At 68.2% G+C, this 26,173-nt stretch carries 23 protein-coding genes; 10 read left to right on the top strand and 13 right to left on the bottom strand.

Translation table 11 applies throughout. From position 1 onward, the window contains the following. The first annotated feature begins 159 nt into the window (after positions 1 to 159). Complete coding sequence (locus HNP73_RS21955; protein WP_184155274.1) at positions 160 to 1,128, top strand: Gfo/Idh/MocA family protein; 969 nt, start codon at positions 160 to 162, stop codon at positions 1,126 to 1,128. Position 1,129: 1 nt separating this feature from the next. Then, positions 1,130 to 2,131 (top strand): Gfo/Idh/MocA family protein, encoded by a 1,002-nt coding sequence (locus tag HNP73_RS21950; protein ID WP_184155271.1) that lies wholly within the window; start codon positions 1,130 to 1,132, stop codon positions 2,129 to 2,131. A gap of 18 nt (positions 2,132 to 2,149) precedes the next feature. Here the strand turns inward: HNP73_RS21950 and HNP73_RS21945 are convergent, their stop codons facing one another. From HNP73_RS21945 to HNP73_RS21890, 12 genes are all read right to left on the bottom strand, one after another. Continuing rightward, positions 2,150 to 3,181, bottom strand: a complete 1,032-nt coding sequence (locus HNP73_RS21945) for a PLP-dependent cysteine synthase family protein (RefSeq protein WP_184155268.1) — start codon at positions 3,179 to 3,181, stop codon at positions 2,150 to 2,152. A gap of 385 nt (positions 3,182 to 3,566) precedes the next feature. Beyond that, entirely contained in the window at positions 3,567 to 4,724 is a 1,158-nt protein-coding gene (nagA, locus tag HNP73_RS21940; RefSeq protein ID WP_184155265.1) for an N-acetylglucosamine-6-phosphate deacetylase, read from the bottom strand. 30 nt (positions 4,725 to 4,754) lie between these two features. After that, entirely contained in the window at positions 4,755 to 5,789 is a 1,035-nt protein-coding gene (locus HNP73_RS21935; RefSeq protein WP_184155262.1) for an SIS domain-containing protein, read from the bottom strand. Positions 5,790 to 5,864: 75 nt separating this feature from the next. Beyond that, positions 5,865 to 6,818 carry an ABC transporter ATP-binding protein gene (locus HNP73_RS21930; RefSeq protein ID WP_184155259.1) on the bottom strand — a complete coding sequence of 318 codons (954 nt, stop codon included), beginning with the start codon at positions 6,816 to 6,818 and terminating at the stop codon, positions 5,865 to 5,867. Further along, positions 6,815 to 7,846, bottom strand: coding sequence for an ABC transporter ATP-binding protein (locus HNP73_RS21925; protein WP_184155256.1), 1,032 nt, complete (start codon positions 7,844 to 7,846; stop codon positions 6,815 to 6,817). Before HNP73_RS21925 ends, HNP73_RS21930 begins: the two co-directional genes overlap by 4 nt. Further along, positions 7,843 to 8,757 (bottom strand): dihydrodipicolinate synthase family protein, encoded by a 915-nt coding sequence (locus HNP73_RS21920; protein WP_184155253.1) that lies wholly within the window; start codon positions 8,755 to 8,757, stop codon positions 7,843 to 7,845. The genes HNP73_RS21925 and HNP73_RS21920 overlap by 4 nt, the downstream gene beginning before the upstream one ends. An 18-nt stretch (positions 8,758 to 8,775) precedes the next feature. Further along, a complete protein-coding gene (locus HNP73_RS21915) occupies positions 8,776 to 9,645 on the bottom strand; it encodes an ABC transporter permease (RefSeq protein ID WP_221289010.1) in 870 nt (289 codons plus the stop codon). A gap of 1 nt (position 9,646) precedes the next feature. After that, positions 9,647 to 10,606 (bottom strand): ABC transporter permease, encoded by a 960-nt coding sequence (locus HNP73_RS21910; protein WP_184155247.1) that lies wholly within the window; start codon positions 10,604 to 10,606, stop codon positions 9,647 to 9,649. A gap of 76 nt (positions 10,607 to 10,682) precedes the next feature. Next, positions 10,683 to 12,266 (bottom strand): ABC transporter substrate-binding protein, encoded by a 1,584-nt coding sequence (locus tag HNP73_RS21905; RefSeq protein WP_184155244.1) that lies wholly within the window; start codon positions 12,264 to 12,266, stop codon positions 10,683 to 10,685. Then, positions 12,263 to 12,988 (bottom strand): FCD domain-containing protein, encoded by a 726-nt coding sequence (locus HNP73_RS21900; RefSeq protein ID WP_221289006.1) that lies wholly within the window; start codon positions 12,986 to 12,988, stop codon positions 12,263 to 12,265. The genes HNP73_RS21905 and HNP73_RS21900 overlap by 4 nt, the downstream gene beginning before the upstream one ends. Positions 12,989 to 13,341: 353 nt before the next feature. Continuing rightward, a complete protein-coding gene (locus HNP73_RS21895; protein WP_184155315.1) occupies positions 13,342 to 14,523 on the bottom strand; it encodes an MFS transporter in 1,182 nt (393 codons plus the stop codon). Positions 14,524 to 14,587: 64 nt separating this feature from the next. Continuing rightward, positions 14,588 to 15,379 carry a creatininase gene (locus tag HNP73_RS21890; protein WP_184155237.1) on the bottom strand — a complete coding sequence of 264 codons (792 nt, stop codon included), beginning with the start codon at positions 15,377 to 15,379 and terminating at the stop codon, positions 14,588 to 14,590. Positions 15,380 to 15,472: 93 nt separating this feature from the next. Here HNP73_RS21890 and HNP73_RS21885 point away from each other — a divergent pair, with 93 nt between their 5' ends. From HNP73_RS21885 to HNP73_RS21865, 5 genes are all read left to right on the top strand, one after another. Beyond that, entirely contained in the window at positions 15,473 to 16,390 is a 918-nt protein-coding gene (locus HNP73_RS21885) for a LysR substrate-binding domain-containing protein (RefSeq protein ID WP_184155234.1), read from the top strand. 101 nt (positions 16,391 to 16,491) lie between these two features. Beyond that, positions 16,492 to 17,625, top strand: a complete 1,134-nt coding sequence (locus HNP73_RS21880; RefSeq protein WP_184155230.1) for an extracellular solute-binding protein — start codon at positions 16,492 to 16,494, stop codon at positions 17,623 to 17,625. Positions 17,626 to 17,768: 143 nt separating this feature from the next. After that, positions 17,769 to 18,569 carry an ABC transporter permease gene (locus tag HNP73_RS21875; RefSeq protein ID WP_246400032.1) on the top strand — a complete coding sequence of 267 codons (801 nt, stop codon included), beginning with the start codon at positions 17,769 to 17,771 and terminating at the stop codon, positions 18,567 to 18,569. Further along, positions 18,566 to 19,378 (top strand): ABC transporter permease, encoded by an 813-nt coding sequence (locus tag HNP73_RS21870; protein ID WP_184155227.1) that lies wholly within the window; start codon positions 18,566 to 18,568, stop codon positions 19,376 to 19,378. The genes HNP73_RS21875 and HNP73_RS21870 overlap by 4 nt, the downstream gene beginning before the upstream one ends. A 13-nt stretch (positions 19,379 to 19,391) precedes the next feature. Continuing rightward, positions 19,392 to 20,486, top strand: a complete 1,095-nt coding sequence (locus HNP73_RS21865) for an ABC transporter ATP-binding protein (RefSeq protein WP_184155224.1) — start codon at positions 19,392 to 19,394, stop codon at positions 20,484 to 20,486. A 16-nt stretch (positions 20,487 to 20,502) separates the two neighbouring features. Here the strand turns inward: HNP73_RS21865 and HNP73_RS21860 are convergent, their stop codons facing one another. After that, positions 20,503 to 21,381: a LysR family transcriptional regulator gene (locus HNP73_RS21860; protein ID WP_184155222.1), complete on the bottom strand. Its 879-nt coding sequence runs from the start codon at positions 21,379 to 21,381 to the stop codon at positions 20,503 to 20,505. A gap of 106 nt (positions 21,382 to 21,487) precedes the next feature. Between HNP73_RS21860 and HNP73_RS21855 the strand changes: the two genes are divergently transcribed. The 3 genes from HNP73_RS21855 (at position 21,488) to HNP73_RS21845 (ending at position 26,165) form a co-directional block, all read left to right on the top strand. Continuing rightward, positions 21,488 to 22,711: an aminopeptidase P family protein gene (locus HNP73_RS21855; protein ID WP_184155219.1), complete on the top strand. Its 1,224-nt coding sequence runs from the start codon at positions 21,488 to 21,490 to the stop codon at positions 22,709 to 22,711. 193 nt (positions 22,712 to 22,904) lie between these two features. Beyond that, positions 22,905 to 24,722 carry an amino acid permease gene (locus HNP73_RS21850; protein WP_221289005.1) on the top strand — a complete coding sequence of 606 codons (1,818 nt, stop codon included), beginning with the start codon at positions 22,905 to 22,907 and terminating at the stop codon, positions 24,720 to 24,722. A 189-nt stretch (positions 24,723 to 24,911) separates the two neighbouring features. Then, positions 24,912 to 26,165 carry a sarcosine oxidase subunit beta family protein gene (locus HNP73_RS21845; protein WP_184155216.1) on the top strand — a complete coding sequence of 418 codons (1,254 nt, stop codon included), beginning with the start codon at positions 24,912 to 24,914 and terminating at the stop codon, positions 26,163 to 26,165. Positions 26,166 to 26,173: the final 8 nt, after the last annotated feature.

Genomic DNA, 26,173 nt, shown 5'->3' with positions numbered 1-26,173 from the left:
TCTTCGATGGGACCGTCCCTGCACATGCCGTTCCAACCATCCTGTGCCGCCTCGTCCCCGGCTACAACAGCTTCGGATCGGTGACTACAGCGGCGAGGCGCTCGCTGGACGACCCGTCACGCCGCCATTACCATGTGAGCGCGTTTTTGCGGGGGGAAGGTGAAGCTCGCGCTTTTCGGCGTCGGTCACTGGCATGCCGGGATGCACGCCGCAGCGGCGCGAGTCGCCGATGCCGAGATCGTTGCGGCGTGGGATCCGGCGTCCGAACGTGCGACCGAATTCGCCTCGGCACATCGCTGCCCGGCTGTCGAAACCATTGACGAGGCGCTGGCGTTGCGGCCGGATCTGGCGGTGGTCATGGGGCGTCCGGCCGAGATGATGGCTCTGGCGGGACGCTTCGTCGGCGAACAACTGCCGGTGCTGGTCGAGAAGCCGGTCGGCGTCTCCGGTGCCGTGCTGCGGCCCTTGGCCGAAGCGGCGGAGCGCGCGGGCGCCTTCGTCGCCGTCGCGCTCGCCCACCGGGTCGGGCCGTTGCCCGGCGAGGTCCGCGTGCTCGGACAGGCCGGTCGTCTCGGCGCCCTCTCGCATTCCCGCTTCTGCCTGATTAACGGCCCGCCGGAGCGATACGTGAAGGATGGCTGCGGGTGGGTGCTCGACGCCGCGGTCAGCGGCGGAGGGGCCCTGCGCAACCTGGGGCTTCACGGGGTTGACGCGTTCCTCGGACTGGCCGGGGAACAGGACGTCGCCGTGGAGCACGTCACGTTCGGGCGGCCTCTGCAAGGAACGCCGGTCGAGGACTACGCGCTCGTCGTGCTGCGGGCCGCCGACGGCGCCATGGGGATCGTCGAGGCCGGGTACACCTTCGCCTCGATGACGGGCGGCAGCTTCGAGTGGCGGGTCTCGGCGAAGAACGCCACCCTGATCGACACCGGCGACCGGCTGCGGGTCGCGACGCTCGACGACGGGGAGACCCGGGAGCTCGCGGCGACGCCGCTCGGCCGTCGCTACGATGCGCTGATGGCCGACACCATCGATCGGGTGAGGTCGCGACGGAGGCCGGTCGTCTCGCTCATGGACCACTGGCGCGCCATGGACCTCATCGATCGCTGCTATGCCGGAGGTGGCTGAGATGCTGCGGGTCGGGATCATCGGGGCGGGCCACTTCGGCGCCGCCCATGCGCGGGCGCTCGCAGCGGTCGACGACGCGCGGCTCGTCGCCGCCTGCCGCAACGACGAGGCCGGGCTCGCGGCGTTCTGCGCCGGGTTCGGCTGCAAGGGCTATCGCGACTATCGCGACCTGCTCGCCGATCCCGGGATCGACGCGGTCGTCGTCGCCCTGCCGCACCAACTGCACGCCGAGGTGGCCATCGCCGCCGCCGGCTCGGGCAGGCACGTCATGCTCGAGAAGCCGCTCGCGCCGACCGTCGCCGAGTGCCGGCGCATCCTCGCTGCCGCCGATGCCGCCGGGGTGACGCTGATGCCCGGCCACACCATGCGCTTCACCCTGCCCTTCCTCGCGGCGCGGCGGATCGTCGAGAGCGGCGAGATCGGACGGATGCGCTTCGGCTCCAGCCGGATGATCAAGCTCTGGATGGAGGAGAACCGCCGCGACTGGCACCTCGACCCGGAGCGCGGCGGGGGGATGCTGTTCACCGCGGGCATCCATGCGCTCGACCGGCTGATCGGTCTCGCCGGGCGACGGCCGACCCATGTGAGCGCCGTCACCGCCACCGCCTTCCACGATCAGAAAGCCGACGACAGCGCGCTCCTCCTCCTCCGCTTCGGCGAGGACGCCGCCGGGCAGGTGGCGAGCATCGGCTATCGCGACGGCGCGTTCATCTCCGGCGACGAGATCGTCTGCGACGAAGGCGTGCTGAGGGTCGACTTCTTCAGCGGCGTCGAGCTCGGCCGCGGCCAGCGGTGGCAAGCGGTGCCTGCCTCGTACGAGGACGACATCGCCGGGCGCGCCCTCGAGCGGCAGTGGCAGGCGTTCGCGGAGGCGGTGCGGGCAGGCTCACCGCCGCCCGTCACCGGCGAGGACGGGCTGCACGTCGTCGCCTGCATCGAGGCGGCCCTCCGCGCCGCCCGCGAGCGCCGCGAGGTGGAGGTGGAGCAGTCGGTGCCGCGCTGACGCCACTGGCGATCGACGTCAGGCAGCCCGGCCATGGTCGAGAAAATCCTCGATACGGTCGCGCCAGGGTTGGATTTCGAGGCCGTTCCTCGCCAGCCATCCGCTGTCGTAGTAGGTCGACGCGTACCGGTCGCCGCTGTCGCAGATCAGCGTGACGAGCGCCCCGGCCCGCCCTTCCCGCGCCATCCGGGCGGCGATCGAGAGCAGCCCGAAGAAGTTCGTGCCGGTGGAGCAGCCGACCCGGCGGAACAGCCGCTCCGAGAGGACGTGCGCCGCCGCGATCGAGGCGGCGTCGGGCACGCGGATCATATGGTCGATGACTTCGGGCAGGAACGACGGCTCGACGCTGGGGCGGCCGATGCCCTCGATCCGGCTGCCGGGAGTGATGAAGCCGCGGTCGCCGCTCTTCCAGGCGTCGTAGAAGGCGGAGCCTTCGACGTCCACCACGCAGAGCCGGGTCGCGAGATTGCGGTAGCGCAGGTAGCGGCCGATGGTCGCCGAGGTGCCGCCGGTGCCTGCGCTCATCACCACCCATTCCGGCACCGGCTCGGCCTCGGCCTCCATCAGCTCGAAGATGCTCTGGGCGATTTTGTTGTAGCCGCGCCAGTCGGTCGCCCGCTCGGCGTTGGTGAACTGGTCGAGGTAGTGGCCGCCGGCCTCCCCGGCGAGGCGCTCGACGATGGCGTACACCTCGCCGGCGTGGTCGACGAAGCGGCAGGTGCCGCCGAAGCGTTCGATCGCCGCGATCTTCTGGCCGCTCGTCGAGCGCGGCATGACGGCGACGAAGGGCAGGCCGAGAAGCTCCGCGAAGTACGCCTCGGACACCGCGGTGGAGCCCGACGAGGCTTCGACCAGCGTCGTTCCGGGGCCGATGCGGCCGTTGCAGATGCCGTAGAGGAACAGCGACCGCGCCAGCCGGTGCTTGAGGCTGCCGGTCGGAGGGGTGCTCTCGGCCTTGAGATAGACCGGGATGCCCGGCAGCCCCCTGAACGTGAGCTTGACGAGGTGGGTGTCTCCTTGGCGAGGTCGAGGACGAAGAGCTCGTTCCAATAGACCTTGCCGAGGGTGGTGGCCTCGTTCGACGTCTTGCCCGGCTCGGGGAAGTTGGCACCGCCGCCGACGAGGAGATAGTCGCCATGCACGCCGGTGATCGGGCCGGCGAGCCCGAGCTGCCGCCACCAGGTCTCGCCGACCGGGATGGCGTCGTTCCAGGTGCTGGCGTTGGCCGGAACCGGGGGCAGCTCCTCCCAAGTCAGCGAAACGTCATCCGCAAGCGCCGGGGCAGCCCAGCCGAGCGCCAGGACGAGACCGAGCGCAGTCAGGGACTTCATGGACGAGGCATCGTATTCTCCTTTTTGACGCAATTGGTTGGTCGGCGGCATCACTCCGCCGCGCGAACTTCTCTGAAGGCACGCCCGGAGGGCGCGTTGCCGGCTCAGTCCAGCGGCGCGCCGCCGCGCCAGACGCCCCCGAGCGCGAGGTCGGCGTCGAGATGCACGAGGTCGGCGGCGAGCCCCGGCGCGAGGCGGCCCATCCGGTCGGTGGCACGGAGCGCCGCCGCCGGAGCATAGGTCGCCATGCGCAGCGTCTCCGGCAGCGTCAGCCCGACGTCCCGCACCATCACCCGGATGACGCCGGGAAAGTCGACGTCCGCCCCGGCGAGGGTGCCGTCCTCGAGCGTCAGCCGGCCGTCGCGCCGCAGGATGCGCCGCCCGTTCAGCGTGAACTCGGTGATGTCGGTGCCGGCAGGCGCCATGGCGTCGGTGACCAGAAACACGCTGTCGGTACCCCGCTTCGCGGCGAGCGCCGCGCGCATCGATTCCGGTGCGACGTGGATGCCGTCAGCGATCAGCCCGGCGGAGACGCCCGCGTCGTCGAGCGTCGCCCCGACCAGCCCCGGCTCGCGGTTGCCGAGCTGGCTCATGGCGTTGAAGAGATGCGTCACCATGCGCGCTCCGGCGCCGAACAGCGCCCGCGCTTCGGCGAGGGTGGCTTCGGAATGCCCGAGGCTGACGATGGCTCTCGCCTCCACGAGTGCCGCGACCTGCTCGGCCGTGGCGCTGGCCGGCGCCAGCGTGACGACGAGCGCCGGCAGGCGGGCCGCGGCGTCGCACAGCATGTCGAGATCGTCCGGCGTCATCGGCCGGATCAGCCGAGGATCGTGCGCGCCCTTGCGCCGGAGGTCGAGGTGCGGCCCCTCGAGGTGCAGCCCGAGGAAGCCCGGCACGCTCCCCGCCGCGGTGACCCCGGCCTCGATGGTCGCGCGCGTCGCCTGCGGAGTGTCGGTAATCAGCGTCGGCAGGAGCCCGGTGGTGCCGAGCCGGCCATGCGCCGCGCAGATCGCCGCGATCCCCTCCACGTCGGGCTTGTCGTTCAGGAGGATGCCGGCACCGCCGTTCACCTGGATGTCGATGAACCCCGGGGCAAGCGTTCCGCCGTCGAGCTCGACCCGCGCGCCATCGGGGGCTTCGGCCGCAGGAACGATCGCCGTGATCCGCCCGTCCTCGACGACGAGGGCGGCATCCTCGTGGAGCCGGTCGCCGTCGAAGACCGCCGCGCCGGTAAAGACGGTCACTGCCGTGGCTGCGCTCATCTCGCTGTCCTGCCTGATCCTGCGCCGCGCTCACACCGTCTCCGTCACCTTGCGCAGATGCGGCGGCGTATCGGGGTTGAAGCCGCGCCGCCGCGCCAGCGCCTCGATGAAGCGATAGAACGACGCCGCCAGCACCAGCGGCGCGGTCAGCGCGTGCACGCCCTCGACCGAGGGCAGCACCTTGACCGCGCCGCCCGCGCCCTTCGCGGTCAGGAACACGTCGGCCCCCTGCCCCGCCAGCCGGTCGGCGGTGGCCATGACCTGCGGCAGCGCCGCGTCGTCGACCCCGAGCGCCAGCACCGGGAAGCCCGCCTGGACCAGCGCCGCCGGCCCGTGCAGGACCTCCGCCGCCGAGTAGCTCTCGGCGTGGATGCCGCTCGTTTCCTTGAACTTCAGCGCCATCTCGTTGGCAATGGCGAAGCCCGGGCCGCGTCCGAGCACGAAGGCCGAGTTCGCCCGCACCAGCCGCTCGGCGAGCGGCGTCCAGTCGCAGGCGAGCGCCGCGGCGAACTGGTCGGGCAGCGCCGCCACCGCCGCGCGCAGGTCGTCGTCCTCGCGCCACTCGGCCACCAGCGCCAGCGCCGCCAGCACCGAGGTGATGAAGGTCTTGGTGGCCGCGACGCTGCGCTCGACGCCCGCCCTGAGCGGCAGGCTGTGGTCGCAGGCCCCAGCCATCGGCGAGTCGGCGACGTTGGTGAGCGCCACCGTCAGCGCCCCGCCGGCGCCGGCGCTCTTCATCATCTCGACGATGTCGGGGCTCTTGCCCGACTGCGAGATGCCGAGGCACGCCGCCCCGTCGAGCTTCAACGTCCGCCCGTAGATCGAGGCGACCGACGGCCCCACCGAGGCGACCGGCACCCCGGCGACGAGCTCGACGGCGTACTTCAGGTACGTCGCCGCGTGGTCGGAGGACCCGCGCGCCACCGTCACCAGCACCCGCGGGTCGGCCGCCCGCATCGCCGCGCCCGCCGCCACCACGTTGTCGCGCGACTCGGTCAGGAACCGCTTCGCTGCAGCCGGGATCTCCTCGACCTCGGCGTGCATCAGGGACTTGGTCTCGCTCATGTCGTCTTGCCTCCTGTTCGGCGCGGTCCTGCGAAGCGGGCCGCGAAATCCCACGGGGCTCGCGCCCCGGCCTTGTCAGCCGAGGTCGTCGCGGATGCAGGCCTTGAAGTGCCCCGGAGCGACCTCGCGCAACGCCGGAACCGCGCCCGCGCAGGCCTCGAGCGCCACTGGGCATCGGGTGCGGAAGACGCAGCCCGACGGCGGGTTGGCCGGACTCGGCACGTCGCCCTTCAGGATCTGGCGGTCGGCCTTGGCGTCCGGGTCGGGCATCGGGATCGCTGAGAGGAGCGCGCGGGTGTAGGGATGCTGCGGGCTCGCGTAGAGGTCCTCGCTCGAGGCGATCTCCATGATCCGCCCGAGATAGAGCACGATCACCCGGTCGCAGATGAACTCGACGACCGCGAGGTCGTGGCTGATGAAGAGCATCGTCAGTCCGAGCCGCTGCTGCAGCTCGCGCAGCAGGTTGACGACCTGCGCCTGGATCGACACGTCGAGCGCCGACACCGGCTCGTCGGCGACGATGAACTCGGGCGCGAGCGCCAGGGCACGGGCGATGCCGACGCGCTGGCGCTGGCCGCCGGAAAACTCGTGCGCATAGCGGTTGTAGGCGTCGGCCGGCAGGTCGACATGCTCGAGCGCCTTGCGCGCGCGCTCCTCGCGCTCTTTCGCGGTCCCGATCTTTTGGATCTTCAGCCCCTCGGTCAGGATCTCGCCGATGGTCATGCGCGGCGACAGGCTCGCGAAGGGGTCCTGGAATATGTACTGCATCCGCGGTCGCTGGCGGCGCATCTCGCCGGCGGAGAGCGTGGTGAGCTCGGTGCCGTCGAAGGTGACGGTGCCCGACGTCGGCTCGATCAGGCGCAGCACGGCGCGGCCGATCGTGGTCTTGCCGCTGCCCGACTCGCCGACGAGCCCGACGACCTCGCCCTTCGCGACGTCGAAGGAGATGTTCTCGAGGATGCGGAGCGTCGTGCCCTGCGACGGATAGTGCTTGGCGAGGTCGCGGACGGCGAGCAACGTCTCGATCATGGGCGGACCTCCTGCCAGCGGATGCAGCGGCTGTGATGGTTTTCGCTCACAGCGGCGAGCGGCGGGACGGCGGCGCGGCAGGCGTCGATCGCGTAGCTGCAGCGCGGCGCAAACGAACAGCCGGAGGGCAGGTTCCTGAGGCTCGGAACCATGCCGGGAATGGCGTTGAGCGTCTCGCCGGCCTTCTTCATGCGCGTCGCGTCGCCGAGCTTCGGCATCGATTTGAGCAGCCCGACCGTGTAGGGGTGGCGCGGGTTGCGGAATACCTCGCGCACCGGCCCGTCCTCGATGAGGCGGCCGGCGTACATCACCGCGACCCGATGGGCGATCTCGGCGACGACGCCGAGGTTGTGGGTCACGAACAGCATCCCCATCCCGGTGTCGCGCTGGAGCGCCTGCATTAGCTCGAGGATCTGCGCCTGGATAGTCACGTCGAGCGCCGTGGTCGGCTCGTCGGCAATGAGCAGCATCGGGTCGCAGGCGAGCGCCATGGCGATGGTGGCGCGCTGGCGCATGCCGCCCGAGAGCTCGTGCGGGTACTGCCCGGCGCGCCGGCGCGGATCGGGGATGCCGACCTTCTCCAAGAGCGCCACCGCCGCGTCCCATGCCTCGCCCTTCGGCGTGCCCTGGTGGACGCGCATCGGCTCCGAGATCTGGTCGCCGATGGTGTAGACCGGGTTCAGGCTCGTCATCGGCTCCTGGAACACCATGGCGATGTCGTTGCCGCGCACCTGCCGCATCGACTCCTCGTCGAGGGTCACGAGGTCGCGCACCGTGCCGTCCTTGCCACGGAAGCGGACGCTGCCCGCGGCGATCGCGCCGACCTTGCGGGCGAGGAGCCGCATCACCGACAGGCTCGTCACCGACTTGCCGGAGCCCGACTCGCCGACGAGCGCCACCGTCTCGCCCGGGCGGATCGTGAGGTCGAGATCGTTGACCGCGGTGATCGTGCCGCCGCGCAGGCGGAACTCCGTGCGCAGGCCGTCGATCTCGAGGATCGGGTCGGTGCCGGTGGCGATCGCGTTCATTTGAGCCCCACCGCGCGCAGGATGTCGTCGACGCCTTTGGCCTCGGCGTCGTTCAGCGGCTGGCGCGGGCGGGCCATGGCGTTGGTGTCGATGATCCCGAGGCTGCGCATCGCGGTCTTGAAGCCGCCGACGCCGGTGGCGCCGCCGCTGACCCGTCCCGCGGCCACCCAGACGATCTCGAAGAGACGGCAGAGCCGCTCCTGCTCCTTCTTCGCCGCCGTCCAGTCGCCCTTCTGCGCCGCGTCCCAGAGCCGGACGTAGCCGTGCGGATCGACGTTGGCGAGGCCCGGCACTACCCCGTGCGCGCCCATCTGGAGCACGCTGTCGACGACGATCTCCGACCCGGTCATCAGGAAGAAGTCCTTGTCGTCGGCGAGGTCGAAAAGCACGTAGCGGAAGTTGCCGTCGTCGCCCGAGCTGTCCTTGAGGCCGGCGAGCGCGCCTTCCCTCGCCAGCGTCACCACCGTCTGGCGGGCGAGCTTCACGTGCACGCAGACCGGGATGTCGTAGGCGATGACCGGCAGGTCGAGCGCGCCGCGCAGGATGCGGAAGTGCTCGAGGATCTCGGACTGGCTGGTGATGGTGTAGAAGGGCGCCGTCGCCACCACGGCATCCACCCCGATCGACTGCGCCACCTTCGCGTGGCTGATCACCCGGTCGGTAGCGGGGTCGAGGACGCCGGTGATGACCGGCACCCGACCGTTCACCACTTTGACCGTATGCTCGAGGATCTTCCGCCGCGTCGCCTCGTCGAAGAACGTCACCTCGCTCGTCGAGCCGAGCACGAAGAGGCCGTGGCAGCCGCCGCCGATCAGGTGCTCGAGCACCCGGGTGTAGGACGAGTAGTCGACCGAGAAGTCGGCGTTGTACGGGGTGACAACGGGGGGCACGACGCCCTGGAACTTCGGCATTTTCTGTCTTTCCTGTCCTTAGAGGTCGGCACGGGGGTCGAAGGCGTCACGGAGGCCGTCACCGATGAAGTTGATCGCGAGAACCGTCACCACCAGCGCCCCGCCGGGGAACAGCCACTGCCAGGGGAACTGCTCGAGCACCGCGGTCGAGCGCGCCGCGTTCAGCATGTTGCCCCAGCTCGCCGCGGGGGGCGGCACGCCGAGGCCGAGGAACGAGAGCCCGGCCTCGAGCAGGATGGCGTTCGCCACCTGAAGGGTCGCGTAGACCACGAGGATGTCGATCGAGTTCGGCAGGCCGTGGCGGAAAAGCAGGTGTCCCATGCCCGCGCCCATGCCGCGCGAGGCCATGACGAAGTCGCGCTCGCGCAGCTCGAGCAGGCGGGCGCGGACCATGCGCGACAGCACCGGCCACGAGAGCAGCGCGATGACGATGACCGTCGACCAGATGCCCGAGCCGATGATCGAGGCGAGCACGAGCAGGAAGATGATCGGCGGCAGCGTCATCGCGAGGTCGACGCTGCGCATGGCGATCGCATCCGCCCAGCGTCCGCCGAAGGCCGAGATCGCGCCGACGAGAAAGCCAATCGCGGTCGAGAGCACCACCGAGGAAACCGCGACGAGGAGCGAGATGCGCCCGCCCTCGAGCGTCCGGGCAAACACGTCGCGCCCTACGCCGTCGGTGCCGAACCAGTGGGTGGCCGACGGGCCGGCGTTCATCGCCAGGAGGTCGATGTCGTTCGGCTTGTAGGGAAGCCACAGCGGGTAAGTGAGGATCGCGAGCAGCATCGGGACGAGCACCGCCAGCCCGAAGAGCGCGGCCCGGTTGTCGACGAAGCGGACGATCGACCGCGCCAGCGGACCGGAGGCAGAGAGGGTGAGTGCGCTCATGTCAGGCCACCTTGATGCGTGGGTCGACGACCGCATAGGTGAGGTCTGTCAGGATGTTGACCACGATCACGGCGGCGCCGATGACGAGCGTCGCGCCCATGATGACCGGATAGTCGCGGGTGCCGACGGCATCGACGAGCAGGAGCCCCATCCCCGGCCAATTGAAGACGGTCTCGATGAAGATCGCCCCCCCGACCGCGAGGCCGATGGTCGAGCCGATGAGCGTGACGACCGGCAGCAGCGCATTCCTGAGCGTGTGCTTGACGATCACCCAGAACTCCTTGACGCCCTTGGCGCGCGCGGTCCGCACGTAGTCCTGGTTCAGAACCTCGAGCATCGAGGCGCGGGTGTAGCGCATGATGAGCGAGGTGTATCCGACCGACAGCACGATCGCCGGGAGGATCAGGTGGTGGAGGAGATCGAGGAGCGAGAACGGCGTTGCCGGGGTCAGCATTCCTCCCGACGGGGTCCAGTGCAGGCGCACCGAGAACACGTAGAGCCCGAGGAGCGCCGTCAGGAAGGCCGGGCTCGAGATGCCGACGAGCGCCAGCACCGACAGCGAGAGGTCCGGCAAGGTGTTGCGGCGGATCGCTCCGATGACGCCAGCGGTGATCCCGACGACGATGGCGATGGTAAGCCCCGCGGCCATCAGGAGCAGTGTCGGCCCCATCCGCTGCGCGATCAGCCCCGCAACCGTCTGGTCGAAGCGCTGTATCGAGTAGCCGAGGTTCCCCTGCACCGCCTGCGACAGCCACGCGAAGTATTGCACGGGGAGCGGCTGGTCGAGCCCGAGCCGGGTCCGCAGTGCCGCCATCTCCTCCTGGGATATCGCGACGTTGGGGTCGATGTAGGCGTCGATCGGGTCACCCGGCGTCAGCCGGAGCAGGATGAAGATCAGGACCGAGAGCGCGAGGAGCATCCCCGCTCCGATGAGAAGGCGGTGCAAGGTGTAGCGAAGCATGGTGCGCCATCCGAAAGCTGGGCTGGAGGCGGCCGGCGTGCGGCCGCCCCGGGCTGGTTCAGATCACCGCGTCAGGTCACTGTGCGACCGACCACTTCTCGGGATGCGCCTGGAAGGGTCCACCGGCTGGGGCAGGGGTCCAGACGAAGTTCTCGAGCTTCGTCGAGGCGACGCCGTAGCGGTTCGCCACCCACATCGTCGCCCACGGCAAGTTGGCGTTTGTCGCCTTGCACACCTCCTGGAAGGCAACGTCACGCGCGGCGGCATCGGTCTCGCCGAGCGCGGCGTCGAGCGCAGCGGTCACTTCCGGCATTTGCACCCGCATGATGTTGGCGCCGGCCGGCGGGATCTGGCTCTCGTTCAGCCCGATGTTGATGTTGCTCGGATCGGGGCCGTTCTGCAGACCGGCGAAGATCAGCGGGAAGTCCCCGTAGGTCTCGCCATAGACGATCGAGTTGTAGGTGGGCGTGTCGACGGCGCGTGGCACGATGTTGATCCCGACCTGAGCGAGCATCGCCTGCATGGCCGCGAGCACGTTCGTCACGAGCGGCGAGGTGTAGTAGGTCAGGATGGTGATCGGCTTGTCGCCGTTCAGCTCGGCCCAGCCGGCCTCGTCGAGCAACGCCTTCGCCTTCTCCGGATCGTAGGCGAACGCCTCGATCCCCTCCGGCACGAACTGATCGACGGTATAGACGCAGTTCGCCGCCTCGGCCGCACCGCCGTAGAGGCTCTGGATGATCGCGTCCCGGTTGATGGCGTACATGAATGCCTGCCGGACGCGCAGGTCCTTCCAGAGCGGGACCTCCTGATTGAAGCCGACGTAATTGACGACGAGGGAAGGCCCCTCGATCACCTCGAAGGCGGCGGCGTCGGCGAAGGTCGAGACGTCGTTCGAGTCGACGTAGGTGAACTGGATCTCGCCGGCCCGAAGCGCGGCGATGGCGGCCGCCGGATCCTTGAAGTAGCGGTTGATGAGCCGCGCGGCCTCGGGAGCGCCGCCGCGGTAGTCGGGATTCGCCACTACCTCGACGTACTGGTCAGTCGCGTAGCGCGAGAACTTGAACGGACCGGTCCCGATCGGCGTCGCCGACCACCAGGCGTTCTTGGCGAGCTCCTCGACTGGGATCTTCGAGAGCGCGTGCTCGGGCAGCATCATCAGCTTGGTCAACGTGTCGAGCATATTGGCGGCCGGCTTCGACAGCTTGATCACGGCCGTGCGCTCGTCGGGCGTCTCGACCGAGGCGATCGAGCCGAGGCGCGCGGCGAGCACCGAGCCGGACTTGTCGTTCTGCGCCAGCCTGATGGTGAAGGCCACGTCGGCCGAGGTGAACGCCTCGCCGTCATGCCATTTGGCCTCGGCGAGCTTGAAGGTATAGGTGAGCTGGTCGTCGCTGACCTCGAAGGACTCTGCGAGCGCGCCCTCGATCCTCGTGAGCTCGGCGTTCCAGATCACCAGCGGCTCGAAATAGGTGACGAGCCAGGTGAAGCCCGCAGTGGCGGCGAGCGGGTTGAAGTTGCCCTGCAGGCCGCCCGGGCCGACATCGAAGCCGCCCGTGATGGTGGCCCCGTCCTGCGCCACGGCCGGCAGCGCGAGCATCGTCGAGCCGGTGGCGAGCGCGGCCGTCACCGCCAGCGCCGAAGCGAGCATTCCCAGTCTCATAGTTCCCTCCCGTTGGAATGGCCGAATTTGTTGAAGGCGATCACCTGCATGATCCCCTGGTAATGTCTGTCGAGCTGGTCCCGCACCGAGGCGAGGTCGCGAGCCTCGATCGCATCGACGATCGCGACGTGATCCCGCCACGTCTGCAGGGGATCGGGGTTGGTCAGATCAGTGAAGTTCGACGCCCGGTAGAAGGCGAGCCAGAACACCTCGATCAGCCGTGTCAGGATGGCGTTGTCGAGGCACCGGAACAGCAAGACATGGAACTGCCGGTCGGCCTCGGGCGCCGCCTCGCCGCGCTCGGCGTGGTCGCGCATCGCTCCGAGCGTGGTACGGAGGTCGCGGATATCTTCGGGCTCGATCTGCTCGAGGGTCCGGTCGATCATGCCAAGCTCGAGCGCGCGGCGCACGGCGACGACGTTCTCGATCTGGGTGAGGACGTCCCCGAGCCCGTAGGTGAGATTGTCGAGCAGCGGCTCGAACGAGAACGCCTTGACGAAAACGCCGCTGCCGCGCCGGACCTCGAGCACGCCGACAGACTCGAGCGCCTTAATACTCTCGCGCACCGAGTTGCGGCTGACGCCGAGTTGCTGGGCAAGGTCGCCCTCTGCGGGCAGCGGCGCGCCCGCTTCGAGGTGGTTCTCGGCAATGTAGCTCCGCAGGCTTTCCTGGACGGACACATGCAGCGAAGGGGGCCTCTTGAGTGCGGAGATGGGCCTCACATCCATTTCCTCGCCGATGGGTTATCTGCCCTATATCCACTTGTAGGATATCCTTTCAACATAGAAATGTGGAGGTCGTCCCGGGTGTCGCTACAGAGTCGCGCGCTTGGCGCCGAATGACAGGAGCCGGCGCCAGCCCGCGCTGCGGCTAGAAAACCGGGAGTCTTCGCTTGAACGACCCGAGGCGACAAGAGCTAGAACCGGGTCAGGTGATTCTCGCCGCCAGTCAGCGGGCAACCCCGAGACCGCGATCATCAGCGGGTAGGAAACTCGAAGAAGCCGGCAGCGCAGAGTAGCGCGCCGACGAGGCCGAGCCCCCGTCGCGCCCGGCGCCCAAACCCGGCCGTACCTCTTCAATCGAGTCTGTCGCGCGAAAAGGTGTAAGGAACGCAAGCGACAAGCACGAGCAGGCCGAAGAAGAGAAAGACCGACGCGTGAGCGGCAGAGGCGTCGGCTGGCCGGCCGGCGGTCACCGCAGCATAGACCCGCCCGCTCGCGATCTGCGCCAGGCCGGCGCCACCCATGGCCAGGAGATTCAGGAACGTGACGCCGCGCCCCGCCAAATGGTGGGGAAAGAAGCTCCGCCCGTGCGCGATCATCAGCGGGTAGGAAGAGCCGAAGAAGCCGACGGCGCGGAGGAGCGAGACGGCGAGGCCGAGCTCCGCCGCTGGCCAGGCCCAGAGCCCGAGGAGCGCCGCTGCGAGCGCGAGGTTGCCGCCGAGCAGCACCCCCTTGCGAGTTCCGAGCAGCCGGTCGAGCGGGCCGTAGGCGAGGCTCCCGAGGATCATCGCGATGCCCATCGCGAGGGATGCGCTGCCGAGAGCCAGCGCGTCGAGATGGAAGACGTCCGCGAGGTAGGGGCCGACCCAGAGCCCGCGGACACCCGCGACCGGGGCGTAGTGGGCGAAGGTGAGGGGCACGAGAAGCAACACGGAAGGCGCCCGCATCAGCGCGAGAAGCCCCGCGCCATCGTGCCCGGCGGCGGCGGCGCGGGGCGAGTCACGGACGAAGGCGAAGAGCGCGAGCGTGATCAGGAGCGTCACTATCGCCAGCCCCCAGAGGCAGGCGCGCCAGCCGATAGTTTCCGCCGCCCAGGCCATCGGGGTCGCGGCGGCGAGGTTGCCAACCGAGCTCACGCCGATCAGCAGTCCCGTGAGGCTCGCGAACATCGCGGGCGGGTAGGCTCGGGCGAAGATGTAGAGCGAGACCATCAGTGCCGGCGCGCAGCCGGCTCCGATCAGCGCCATCGCGACCGTCACCATGGTCGGGCCATGGGCGACGGCGAAGACCGCCGCCCCGACTGCGGCCAGCACGAGCCCGCCGGCGGTGCGGCGCGGACCGAGGTAGTCGAGCGCGTAACCGATCGGCAGCTGGAGCCCGGCGAACGCCGCCAGCCAGATGCCCGAGGCGAAGGCGAGATCCTCGGCACTCGCGCCGATGTCGGCGTTCAGCACCGGCGCCAGCACCGCGAGGAAAGCGCGATAGAACTGGCTGAGAACATAGGCGACGGTCAGCGCCGCGAAGCCGATCCGCATGAGGTCAGCCCGCGCGCGTGGCATTGAGGGTTCCGCAGCATGTCTGGCCCGCAGGCGCCGGTGCTTACGTGTGCGCGGCAGCCGGAAACTCGGTGCAGAGCGCCTGCACGATGCCGGTGGTGCAGACCTCGAGCAGGATCTCGCCCTTCTCCTTCGACGCCTGCCGCGGCGAGGACAGCGTACCGCTGGGCGGCGTCCAGTCCGGGCGCGGCGGATAGACGTCGTAGGGCGGGAAGACGGCCGGCGGATGGTCGACGGCCCGTTCGAGCGCGACGAGGTGCGGATGAAGCGCCAGCATCAGCGAGGTCTCCAGCACCCCGCCGTGCTCAAGGGCCCAGCCGGTGAAGCCATCCGGGTAAAGCCGTTCGATCGTCGCCGGATCGACGAAGTCCCAGTAGGACAGCACCACGATCTTCATTTCGGCGATCCCGTCCCAGCGCAGCTCGCGCAACGCCAGGTCGATGCCCTCGACGATGAACCAGGAATTCTCGAAATGGCCGTTCATCAGGCAGATGCGGCGCACGCCGTGCCGCGCGAACTCCTTGATGACGTCGCGCAGCGCGGCAACGAGGGTGGCGCCGTCGAGGCTCGTCGTCCCCGGCAGGTGGTTGCCGCCGCCAGACTTCTGGTGGGACTTGTAGCCGTAGGTGAAGGGTGGCGCGACCAGCGCGCCGACCTGCTCGGCAACGCGCCGCGAGAACTCCACCGGCAGCAGCACGTCGACGTGCATCGGCATATGGTGGCCGTGTTGTTCCATCGAGCCGATCGGCAGCAGAATCGGAACCGCGCCATCCCGGACCCGGGCATCGTAGTCGGGCCAGGCCAGCTCGGCGGCGAAGACGGTGGCATTCGGCATGGGTAACCTCCAGGTCGGACACATCGAGCGGGATAGACCCGAACCCCCGTATATGATAAATTTATTGTTCTCATCCTGCCATCAGCATCGAACATGTATCATCCGCTGATCAATCTGCAGACTGACCTGCTGCGCGCATTCGTCTCCGTCATTGACCTCGGTAGCTTCACGAAGGCCGGGACGGCGCTTGGCAGAAGCCAGCCCGCGATATCGCTGCAGATGCGCCGCCTCGAGGAGCTCGTTGGCCGGCCGCTTCTGCGCCAGGAGGGCCGATCCTTCCGGCTTACGCCCGATGGCGAGATGCTGCTGAGCTATGCGCGCGATATTCTGCGGCTGAACGATCAGGCGGCGGCTCTCTTTAGCCGCGCCAGGCATTCGGGCATCCTTCGCGTCGGCCTGCCGAGCGACTATGGGGTTGCGTTCCTGCAGGGGGTCATCACCGACCACGTCCGGAAGCATCCCGAAGTTCTCCTGGAGGTTCACTGCGGCCTCAGCTCGGTGATCCTCGAGCGGATGCGTGCGGACGAGCTCGACCTCGTGATCGCGATGGTCGATACCGAGCGCAAGCAGTATCTCTCCCGCTCCTGGATCGAGCGTCCGATCTGGGCGGGTGCCGAGCACGGGCGAATCAGCATCAAGGCGGGTCTACCGATCGCGGCCCACCCCGACGGATGCACCTACCGCGCCCGGATGATACGCGCCCTCGATGCCGCCCGCATCCGGTGGCGGATCGCCTACACGAGCCCTGGCATCTCCGGCTTGCAGAACGCCGTCGTCAACGGCCTCGGGGTGAGCGCCCTGACGCGGCATACGCTGCTGCCCGGCATGCGTGTGCTCGGTCCCGAGGAGGGTCTGCCATCCCTCGAGGACATTCGGGTTGGTCTGTTCTACAAACACCCTCGTCTGACCAGCGCCGGTCTTGGCCTGATCAACCATGTGATCAGCCAGCTCGACGCCGCTGGCACTTCGGGCGACCCCACTCGCGCGCTTGGCGAGTTGCGCGGATTGTAGGCGCGATCATTTGCCAGATTTATGGTTCTATTTTGTCAATCGATTTTCCTGATGGAACCCTTTCTGTTAGGATTTCTGTGCCACAAGGTGGAGAAACGCCAATGTCAGACCTGAGCTCGTCCTCCGGGACGCGTCGCCATTTCCTCAAGGGCGCGACGGCTCTTGCCGGAGGCGTTCTTGCGACGCCGTTCCTCAATCGTCGCGCCTTCGCGCAACCAGTCGAGCTCACCATGCTCGCCTGGTATGGCCATGCCGAGCCGGACGTGGTGGCCGCCTTCGAGGCCGAGCACAACGTCAAGTTCAAGCCGAAATATTATACCGGTGGCGACAACATGCTCGGCCTGATCGCCCAGTCGCCTCCCGGCACCTTCGACGTGATCCTGTCGGACGCCGAATACGTCCAGCAGCTGAACGCGGCCGGATACATCGAGGAGCTCGATCCGGCGGACTATCCCTTCGGCGAGTATTTCCCGGAGTTCCAGCAATTTCCCGGGCACTGGCAGGACGGCAAGCTGTTTTCGGTCCTGACCAGGTTTGGCTTCCTGGGCGTTGCCTACAACACCGACGCGATCACCGAGAAGGAGGCCTCGACCTACAACGTCTACTGGTCCGAGAAGCTGACCGGCAAGGTCGGGCACTTCGACTGGCACCTGCCGAACCTCGGCCAGATTAGCCTGTTGCAGGGCAACGCCTCGCCCTACGACATCGACGAGGATGCCTGGGAGGCGGTGCAGGAGAAGATGATGACGCTCCGCCCGCAGATTGGCGGCTTCTTCGACTACGGCGGTACCTTCTCCTCGCTGCAGAGCGGCCAGATGCTGGCGATGGCCGGGATCGGCGACTGGATAACCGGCACCCTCGAGCGCAACGGCGCCAAGGTCCGCAGCGTCATCCCCGAGGAGGGCGGCTTGCAGTGGACCGAGTCCTTCTCGATCGGCAAGGGCTCGGCCAAGGCCGATCTCGCGAAGAAATGGATCCAGTACATCACCTCGGCCCAGGGCCAGGTGAAGTCGGCGACCATGGCCGCCTATCCCGCGCTGATACCGAACAAGGCGGGATGGGAGCTCCTCTCCAAGGAGGACCCCGCGGAGGCCAAGCGCCAGGGGATGCTTCTTGACGATCCGAGCAACGCGGTCGAGATGATCCGCCAAGGCAGAATCAAGTACCGCCAGCTGCCGTTCCAGCAGAGCCTTGAGGACTGGAACGACTTCTGGTCGGACTACAAGGGCGCATGACCGCCTCCGATCGGTCCGGCCTTGCGGCCGGGCCCGTGCCGGCCCGCAGGGAGATGCCGGGTCAGGCACGGCCTGCGGGAGCTCCCGCGCCGGGTCGCGCCCGCAAGACGGTCTCGCTATACGGCCTGACCTTCTCGCTACCGATGCTGCTCTGGCAGATGATCTTCTTCCTCGCGCCGCTCCTCTTCCTGGTGGCGCTGAGCTTCTGGTCGGTGCGCAACTTCCGCATGGAGCCGGACTTCAACCCGGACAACTGGTCGCGCATGCTCGGTCGGTCGGTGTTCTGGGAGGCCTACCTTCGCACGCTGCTGCTCTCGGCGACCGCGGCGATCGTGACGAGCGCCGTCGCCTTCCCGGCCTCTTACGCCATCGCTTTCAAGCTCTCCGAGACCGCACGGCGCTGGGCGATCTTCCTGATGGTGATCCCGTTCTTCACCAGCTACCTGGTGAGGGTCTACTCTTGGCAAATCTTCCTTTCCGACAACGGCATCATCAACGCCCTGCTCGCGAAGATCGGGCTCGGGCCGTTCCCGATGCTTAACTCGAACTTCGGCACCATGGTCGGCTACCTGACCCTGTGCCTTCCGCTCGTGATCCTCCTGCAGCTGTTCAGTTTGATCTTCGTCGACCGCACGCTTGTCGAGGCCGCGCACAACCTGCGCTGCGGCCGACTCAGGACCGTCTTCGAGGTGGTGGTCCCGGCGGCCCGGGTCGGTCTGACCATCGCTGCGCTCTTCTGCTTCATCCTGACCTTCGGCGACTTCGTCAGCCCGCTCTACCTCGGCGGCGGCGACCCTCCGACCCTCTCGATCCTGATCACCGACACCACCAAGTCGGGCCAGCAGTGGCCACGGGCCGCCGTCGTGGCGCTCGTGATGATCGCGACGCTGCTCGTGATCGCCTTCGCCGCTGTGCGGTTCGCCTACAAGGAGCGTGGCCGATGAGCGACTTCAACCGTAGCGCGCCGGTTGAGTGGGGCCTCCGGGCCTACCTGCTCCTGACCTTCGCCTTCGTCTTCGCGCCGATCGCCGCGAGCTTCGTCTTCTCCTTCAACGTCGACCGCTTCCCCTCCCTGCCGCTCGGAGGCTTCTCGCTCACCTGGTACCAGCAGGTGGCCGCCGACCCGCTGGTCTGGGAGGGCCTGCGCAACACGCTGATCGCCGGCATCACCGTTTCGGTGCTCGCGACCGCCCTCGGTTTCGGCGCTGCCTACACCGACTTCCGCTACAACTTCTTCGGCAAGTCGCTCTATCTCGCGCTGGCGCTGCTGCCGCCGACGATTCCGGTCGTCATCCTCGGGCTCGCGATGCTCGCCTTCCTCGCCAACATCGGTCTTTCGGGCGGCATCCACTCGGTCATCATCGCCCACGTCGTGATGTGCGCCCCCTTCGCCATGGCGATCATCCGGCTCAGGCTGTCGCAGATGGACGCCTCGCTCGAGGCCGCCGCCTGGAACCTCGGGGCCTCGCAATGGGTGGCGATGCGCCATGTCATCATCCCCTTCTGCCGGCCAGCGATCTTCGCGGCTCTGTTCATCACCATGGCAGTCTCCTTCGACGAGTTCGCGGTGTCGTGGTTCGTCTCTGGCCTCAACGAGACGCTGCCGGTCAAGGTCCTCGGCTTCCTGCAGGGCCAGGTCAGCCCGAAGATCAACGTGATCGGGACCTTCGTCTTCCTTACCTCGATGACCCTGGTGATCCTCGCCCAGATCCTCCTGATGAAACGCAGCACCGGCGGGAAAGCCGGTCAGTGAAGGAAACGCCGTCATGACCAGCGAACCCCTCGTCGCCTTCGACCGTGTCGGCAAGCGCTTCGGCGACTTCGTCGCCGTCGAGCCGATGCACCTCGAGATCCACAAAGGCGAGTTCCTCGCCATCATGGGGTCGAGCGGCTGCGGCAAGACTACCACGCTGCGGATGCTCGCCGGCCTCGAGGCCCCGACCGAGGGCGAAATCCGTCTTGCAGGCGAGCGGATCAACGACCTGCCTACGTGGCAGCGCGACACGCCGATGGTCTGGCAGAGCCTCGCACTCTTTCCCTTCCTCACAGTGCGCGAGAACGTCGAGTTCTCCCTCCGGATGCGCGGGGTCGGCAAGGCCGAGCGGCGCCAGCGCGCCGACAAGTGGCTCGAGCGGATGCAGATCACCGAGTTCGCCGATCGCAACGTCGCCCACCTTTCGGGCGGCCAGCGCCAGCGCGTCGCGCTCGCCCGTTCGCTGGTCACAGAGCCCGAGATCCTGCTCCTCGACGAGCCGCTCTCCGCACTCGACGCCCATCTCAAGGTGCGGATGCAGGCGGTGCTCTCGAACCTGCAGCGCGAGCTCGGGATCACTTTCGTCTACGTCACCCATTCGCAGTCCGAGGCCTTCTCGATGGCCGACCGCGTCGTCATTATGAGCCGCGGCCGCATCGAGCAGATCGGCGCGCCACAGGAGATTTACCGCTCGCCGCGGACCCGCTTCGTCGCCGAGTTCCTCGGATCCTCGAACGTCTTCGCGGGTCGGGTTGCCGAGGCGGCCGGCGGCGGCATCCGCGTCGAGACCCCTGCCGGCACTTTCGCGGCCCCCTTGGGCGAGCTGGCCGCCGCACTACGTCCGGGCGACGATGCGACGTTCGTCGTCTCCGACGACCGGATGCAGCTGAGCGGCAGCCGCCCGGAAAGCGGCAACGCGCTCGAGGCCACCGTCCTCGCCGAGGAGTTCGTCGGCGCCACCGCCGTCGTCCACCTCGAAGGTCCCGGCGGCGAGGAGTTGCGGGCGCAGAAGAGCCACGACGAGCTCGCCCGCCTAACCCTTTCGCCCGGCGACAAGGTCTGGATGTCCTGGGGCCCCGAGGCCGGCCACGTCCTGCCCGGCGGCTGATCCGGCGGTCGCCCGCCTAAGGCGTTGGCGCCGTCGACAGCAGCCACGCGCGGAACCGGCCGACCGCCCCGGACGGCTCCTCGGCCGTGCGCTGGGTCACGATGTAGTAGCCGTATTCGGCCCGGATCAGCCGGTCGGAGAGCTGAACCAGCCGCTCCTCGCGCAGGTCATCGGCGATGATCGCCAGCGCGCAGAGCGCGACCCCCTGCCCCGCCAGCGCCGCGGCGCGCAACAGGTTGAAGTCCTCGAAGACCGGCCCGGCGGCCACCGCCACCTCCGGCTCGCCCGTCGCGTCGAACCAGTCGCGCCAGCCGCTGGCGTCGGTGTCATGCAGCAACCCGGCGGCGAGCATCTCGGCCGCGGTGCGCGGACCCCCGAGGTGCGGGGCGCAGACCGGCGCCGTCAGCCCGGGCAGGAACGGCGTGACCGCCATCCCGGCCAGATCCGGCGGCGCGTCAGCGAAGACCACCGCGAGATCGACGTCGTTGAAGTCGATCGGCTGCCCGTGGATCGCATAGACGATCCGCACCTCGAACCCCGGCGCCAGAGCACGGAAGGCGCCGAGCCGCGGAATCAGCCAGCAGATCGCCACCGACGGAATCACCGCAACTGTCAGCGTCACCGGCCCGCCGGCCCGCCGCGCCCGCCGGCAGGATGCCTCGATGTCCCCGAACGACCGCCCGAGCGCCGCGCCGAGCTCCGCGCTGTGGGGCATGAGCGCCATACGGTTGCCATGCCGCTCGAACAAGGGCACTCCGAACCAGGCCTCGAGCCCGCGCATCTGGTGGCTGACCGCCGACTGGGTCACGCAGAGCTCGTTGGCTGCCCGGCTGAAGCTGCCGTGCCGGGCAACGGCCTCGAACGTGCGGAGCGCGCCGAGCGGTGCTTGAACCATAGCCTCCTCCATGAGCTCACCTCATTGTTCCCTGAGAAACCATCTTTTGACAAGAGGGCGCTCGGAACGGGAAACTCCCCGTCATTAACCACAGGAGGAATCCCCGATGACCAGCCTCGTGCTCGAGCGTGAGCGCCTTCAGGACTACACCAAGAATGGCCCCAAGGTGACGCCAACCTTCTCGGCGGCCGAGATGCAGCGCCGGCTCGACGCGATCCGCGCCCACATGGCCGATGCAAAGATCGACGCGGCGCTGTTCACCTCCTACCACTGCATCAACTATTACTCCGACTTCCTCTTCTGCTACTTCGGCCGGCGCTACGGCTTTGTCGTCACTCCCGACGCCGCGACCTCGATCTCGGCCGGCATCGACGGCGGCCAGCCGGCGCGGCGCACCTTCGGCGGCAACGTCACCTACACCGACTGGCAGAAGGACAACTACTTCCACGCCGTCCGCACCCTGACCGGCGGCGTCAAGCGGCTCGGCATCGAGTTCGACCACATCAACATCGATACCCTGAACCTGCTCAAGTCCGAGTTCCCGGGCATGGAGTTCGTCGACATCGCCGCGCCCTCCATGCGACTCCGCATGATCAAGTCGGCCGAGGAGATCGCCCACATCACCGAGATGACCCGCATCGCCGACATCGGCGGCGCCGCCTGCGTCGAGGCGACGAAGGTCGGGACCCCCGAGCACGAGGTGGCGCTGCACTCGACCGCCACCATGGTCCGCGAGATCGCCAGGACCTGGCCGCACGGCGAGCTCCTCGACACCTGGACTTGGTTCCAGTCCGGCCTCAACACCGACGGCGCCCACAACCCGGTCACCAGCCGCAAGATCGAGAAGGGCGACATCCTCTCGCTAAACTGCTTCCCGATGGTCGCCGGCTACTACGTCGCGCTCGAGCGCACCCTCTTCGCCGAGAGCGCGACCGACGAGCACATCCGGCTCTGGCAGTTCAACTGCGACGTCCACGATCGCGGCAAGGAGCTGCTGGTGCCCGGCAACAAGTGCTCGGACATCGCCAAGGAGCTCAACGCGATGTATGCGGAGAAGAACCTGCTCCAGTACCGCAGCTTCGGCTACGGCCACTCGTTCGGCGTGCTCTGCCACTACTACGGCCGCGAAGCCGGCCTCGAGCTCCGCGAGGACTGCGAGACCGTGCTCGAGCCCGGCATGGTCGTGTCGATGGAGCCGATGATCACCATCCCCGAGGGAATGGCGGGCGCCGGGGGCTACCGCGAGCACGACATCCTCGTCGTCACCGAGGACGGCAACAGGAACGTCACCGGCTTCCCGTATGGGCCGGAGCATCTGATCGTGAAGTGATCGACCCCCCCGGCCGGCTCCAGCCGGCCTCGGACGACCGATTCCGACCTCGACCCGCTGCTTGTCGGCGGGTCCGGCGCAAAAGCAAGACTTTGGAGGAAACGACGATGGCATACCGTATCCGTCCTGCTGGGGCGGCGGCTTTCTGCATTGCAGCTGCCCTCGCAGGCAGAACCGCACCGGGGGCTCGCGCGTGAACCCGCCCGTAGAGCTCCACAAGGGTCTCAAGCAGCGCCATGTGACGATGATCGCCCTGGGCGGCGCCATCGGCGCCGGACTGTTCATCGGCTCGGGCACCCTCATCAAGACCACCGGTCCGGCTGCCTTCGTGACCTCCGCGCTGACCGGCGCCATCATCGTGCTGGTGATGCGGATGCTCGCCGAGATGGCGGTCGCGCGCCCGTCCACCGGCTCCTTCGCCGACTACGCCCGCGACGCGCTCGGCGACTGGGCCGGGTTCTCCGTCGGATGGCTCTACTGGTATTTCTGGGTGATCGTGGTCGGGTTCGAGGCAGTCGCCGGGGCGCAGGTGCTCCAGTACTGGATCGACTCGCCGCTCTGGCTGCTCTCGCTCATCCTGATGGTGGCGATGACCGCCACCAACCTGTTCTCGGTCTCCTCCTTCGGCGAGTTCGAGTACTGGTTCGCCGGCATCAAGGTGGGCGCCATCGTGGTCTTCCTGACCCTCGCCTCCCTCTTCGTCCTCGGGTTCTGGCCCGGCAGATCGATGGACTTCAGCAACCTCTGGGCGCACGGTGGTTTCTTCCCCCACGGGATTCCGGCGATCTTCTCCAGCATCGTCATCGTCATCTTCTCGATGGTCGGCGCCGAGGTCGCGACCATCGCGGCGGCGGAATCCGAGAACCCCGAGCGCGCCGTCACCAAGGCGATGAACTCGGTAATCGTTCGCTTGATGACCTTCTTCGTCGGCTCGGTCTTCCTGCTCGTGGTCATGATGCCGTGGAACAACGAGGATGTGCACGCCGGCCCCTTCGTCGCCGCCTTCAAGGCCATGGGCCTGCCCTATGCCGACCACGTGATGAACGCGGTGGTGCTGACAGCGGTGCTGTCGTGCCTGAACTCCGGCCTCTATACCGCCTCGCGCATGCTCTTCGTGCTCGCGGGCCGACGTGAGGCCCCTGCCCGCCTGGTCAACGTCAGCAAGAAGGGCGTGCCGGCGAACGCGATCCTCGCCTCGACGGTCGTGGGCTTCCTCTGCGTGATCGCGGCCGCGATCTCGCCCACGGGTGTCTTCCTGTTCCTCCTGAACTCCTCGGGTGCGGTCATCCTCTTCGTCTACGGGCTAATCGCCGTTTCGCAGCTGGTGCTACGCCGGCGTACCGACCCGGCAAGGCTGCGCCTGAAGATGTGGCTGTTCCCGTACCTGACCATCGCCGCCATCGTCGCCATGCTGGCGATTCTAGTCGGCATGTACATGGGCGAGGCCACTCGCTCGCAGCTCCTGCTCAGCCTGCTCGCCTGGGGCGTCGTGCTGGTCGGCTTCGCCGCAAACAAGTGGCGCCAGAACCGCCTCGGCGAGTTCCACGATGCGCCTGCCGTTCCCGGCGCCTCCCGCGTGCTGGTGCTCGCCAACGAGACCGTCGGTGCTCCCGAGTTGCTCCGCGAGTTGCACCAGATGGATCGGTCCGACAAGGCGGAATACTTCGTCTGTGTGCCCGCAAACCCAGTGGACACCCACCAGACCGAGCACGCCGGCGCCGTCTGGGTATGGCAGGCGACGGTCAAGGCCGCGCAGGAGCGCCTCGACAGCACGCTGGCTGCGCTGCGCGCGAAGGGCTTGAAGGCCACGGGTGCCTTGGGCGACTACCGACCGCTCGTGGCCCTTCAGGAGGCCGTGGTTGCGTTCAGACCCGATCGCGTCGTGATCGCCACTCACCCGGACGGGCGTTCGGTCTGGCTGCACGAGGACGAAGTGAACGAGGCTCTCGGCTCCCGCGATCTGCCGGTGCGGCACATAGTGTCGAGCGGCACCCACAACGTGCACGAGTAGATCTTCGTGCCGAACGCGACGGCGGCGCCAGCCTGAGCGGCGATCAACACCGGAGCGGGCGACCTTCCCGGGTCGCCCGTCCGAAAGACCCTGATCACGTGCGGCAGGTCGCGGAAGCTGGTCTCGTTGGCGATCTGGGTCGCCGAATCGATCCGCTGTAGAAGCGGGACAATTCAGAAAGGGTTCGCAATGACGCACTTTTCCTTCGCCCAGGTCGTCAAGGGCGCGCTGACCGGCCAGAAGAACTGGACGCCGCAGTGGCCCGATCGCGAGCCGAAGGCCGCCTACGACGTGGTGATCGTCGGCGCCGGTGGCCACGGCCTCGGCGCCGCCTACTACCTCGCGAAGGAGCACGGCATCACCAACGTCGCGGTGATCGACAAGGGCTGGCTCGGCGGCGGCAACACCGGCCGCAACACCACGATCATCCGCTCCAACTACCTCTACGACGAGAGCGCCCGGCTCTACGACCATGCCCTCGACCTCTGGGAGAACCTCTCCCAGGACCTCAACTACAACGTCATGTTCTCGAAGCGCGGCGTGCTGATGCTCGCCCACAACGTCCACGACGTGCAGTCCTTCCAGCGCCACGTCCATTCGAACCGGCTGAACGGCGTCGACAACCAATGGCTGTCGGCGAAGGAGGCGAAGCTCTTCTGCCCGCCGCTCGACATCAATCCGAACGCCCGCTACCCGGTGATGGGCGCCGCGCTGCAGCGCCGCGCCGGCACCGCCCGCCACGACGCCGTCGCCTGGGGCTACGCCCGCGGCGCCGCCGCCCGCGGCGTCGACATCATCCAGAACTGCCCGGTGACTGCGATCCGCCGCGGCCCGGACGGCCGCGTCACCGGCGTCGAGACCGCGAAGGGCTTCATCGCCGCGAAAAAGGTCGCGGTCTCCGCGGCGGGCCACACCTCGGTGGTGATGGAGACCGCGGGCGTTCGCCTGCCGCTCGAGTCCTACCCGCTGCAGGCGCTGGTCTCCGAGCCGATCAAGCCGATCTTCCCGTGCGTCGTGATGTCGAACTCGGTGCACGCCTACATCAGCCAGTCCGACAAGGGCGAGCTCGTCATCGGCTCGGGCACCGACCAGTACGTCAGCTACTCCCAGCGCGGCGGCCTGCCGCTGATCGAGCACACACTGGCGGCGATCTGCGAGATCTTCCCGATCTTCCGCCGGATGCGAATGCTCCGGAAGTGGGGCGGCATCGTCGACGTGACTCCGGACCGTTCGGCGATCCTTGGCAAAACCCCGGTGCCAGGCCTCTACGTCAACTGCGGCTGGGGCACCGGCGGCTTCAAGGCAACGCCGGGCGCCGCCCACGTGCTCGCCCATACGGTCGCGAAGGACGAGCCGCACCCGATCAACGCCCCGTTCACGCTCGAGCGCTTCACCACCGGCCGGCTGATCGACGAAGCCGCCGCCGCCGCCGTCGCGCACTGAGGATCCGA

This window comes from Amaricoccus macauensis, from assembly GCF_014201905.1.
Lineage (GTDB): Bacteria > Pseudomonadota > Alphaproteobacteria > Rhodobacterales > Rhodobacteraceae > Amaricoccus > Amaricoccus macauensis.
This window is presented reverse-complemented; position numbering and strand designations above follow the sequence as displayed.

Excerpts from the sequence above, each read along its gene's own strand:
- HNP73_RS21950 (WP_184155271.1), top strand. The coding sequence starts at position 1,130 with ATGCTGCGGGTCGGGATCATCGGGGCGGGCCACTTCGGCGCCGCCCAT.
- nagA (WP_184155265.1), bottom strand. The coding sequence starts at position 4,724 with ATGAGCGCAGCCACGGCAGTGACCGTCTTTACCGGCGCGGCGGTCTTC.
- HNP73_RS21935 (WP_184155262.1), bottom strand. The coding sequence starts at position 5,789 with ATGAGCGAGACCAAGTCCCTGATGCACGCCGAGGTCGAGGAGATCCCG.
- HNP73_RS21930 (WP_184155259.1), bottom strand. The coding sequence starts at position 6,818 with ATGATCGAGACGTTGCTCGCCGTCCGCGACCTCGCCAAGCACTATCCG.
- HNP73_RS21925 (WP_184155256.1), bottom strand. The coding sequence starts at position 7,846 with ATGAACGCGATCGCCACCGGCACCGACCCGATCCTCGAGATCGACGGC.
- HNP73_RS21920 (WP_184155253.1), bottom strand. The coding sequence starts at position 8,757 with ATGCCGAAGTTCCAGGGCGTCGTGCCCCCCGTTGTCACCCCGTACAAC.
- HNP73_RS21915 (WP_221289010.1), bottom strand. The coding sequence starts at position 9,645 with ATGAGCGCACTCACCCTCTCTGCCTCCGGTCCGCTGGCGCGGTCGATC.
- HNP73_RS21910 (WP_184155247.1), bottom strand. The coding sequence starts at position 10,606 with ATGCTTCGCTACACCTTGCACCGCCTTCTCATCGGAGCGGGGATGCTC.
- HNP73_RS21905 (WP_184155244.1), bottom strand. The coding sequence starts at position 12,266 with ATGAGACTGGGAATGCTCGCTTCGGCGCTGGCGGTGACGGCCGCGCTC.
- HNP73_RS21895 (WP_184155315.1), bottom strand. The coding sequence starts at position 14,523 with ATGCGGATCGGCTTCGCGGCGCTGACCGTCGCCTATGTTCTCAGCCAG.
- HNP73_RS21890 (WP_184155237.1), bottom strand. The coding sequence starts at position 15,379 with ATGCCGAATGCCACCGTCTTCGCCGCCGAGCTGGCCTGGCCCGACTAC.
- HNP73_RS21885 (WP_184155234.1), top strand. The coding sequence starts at position 15,473 with ATGTATCATCCGCTGATCAATCTGCAGACTGACCTGCTGCGCGCATTC.
- HNP73_RS21880 (WP_184155230.1), top strand. The coding sequence starts at position 16,492 with ATGTCAGACCTGAGCTCGTCCTCCGGGACGCGTCGCCATTTCCTCAAG.
- HNP73_RS21875 (WP_246400032.1), top strand. The coding sequence starts at position 17,769 with ATGCTGCTCTGGCAGATGATCTTCTTCCTCGCGCCGCTCCTCTTCCTG.
- HNP73_RS21870 (WP_184155227.1), top strand. The coding sequence starts at position 18,566 with ATGAGCGACTTCAACCGTAGCGCGCCGGTTGAGTGGGGCCTCCGGGCC.
- HNP73_RS21865 (WP_184155224.1), top strand. The coding sequence starts at position 19,392 with ATGACCAGCGAACCCCTCGTCGCCTTCGACCGTGTCGGCAAGCGCTTC.
- HNP73_RS21860 (WP_184155222.1), bottom strand. The coding sequence starts at position 21,381 with ATGGTTCAAGCACCGCTCGGCGCGCTCCGCACGTTCGAGGCCGTTGCC.
- HNP73_RS21855 (WP_184155219.1), top strand. The coding sequence starts at position 21,488 with ATGACCAGCCTCGTGCTCGAGCGTGAGCGCCTTCAGGACTACACCAAG.
- HNP73_RS21845 (WP_184155216.1), top strand. The coding sequence starts at position 24,912 with ATGACGCACTTTTCCTTCGCCCAGGTCGTCAAGGGCGCGCTGACCGGC.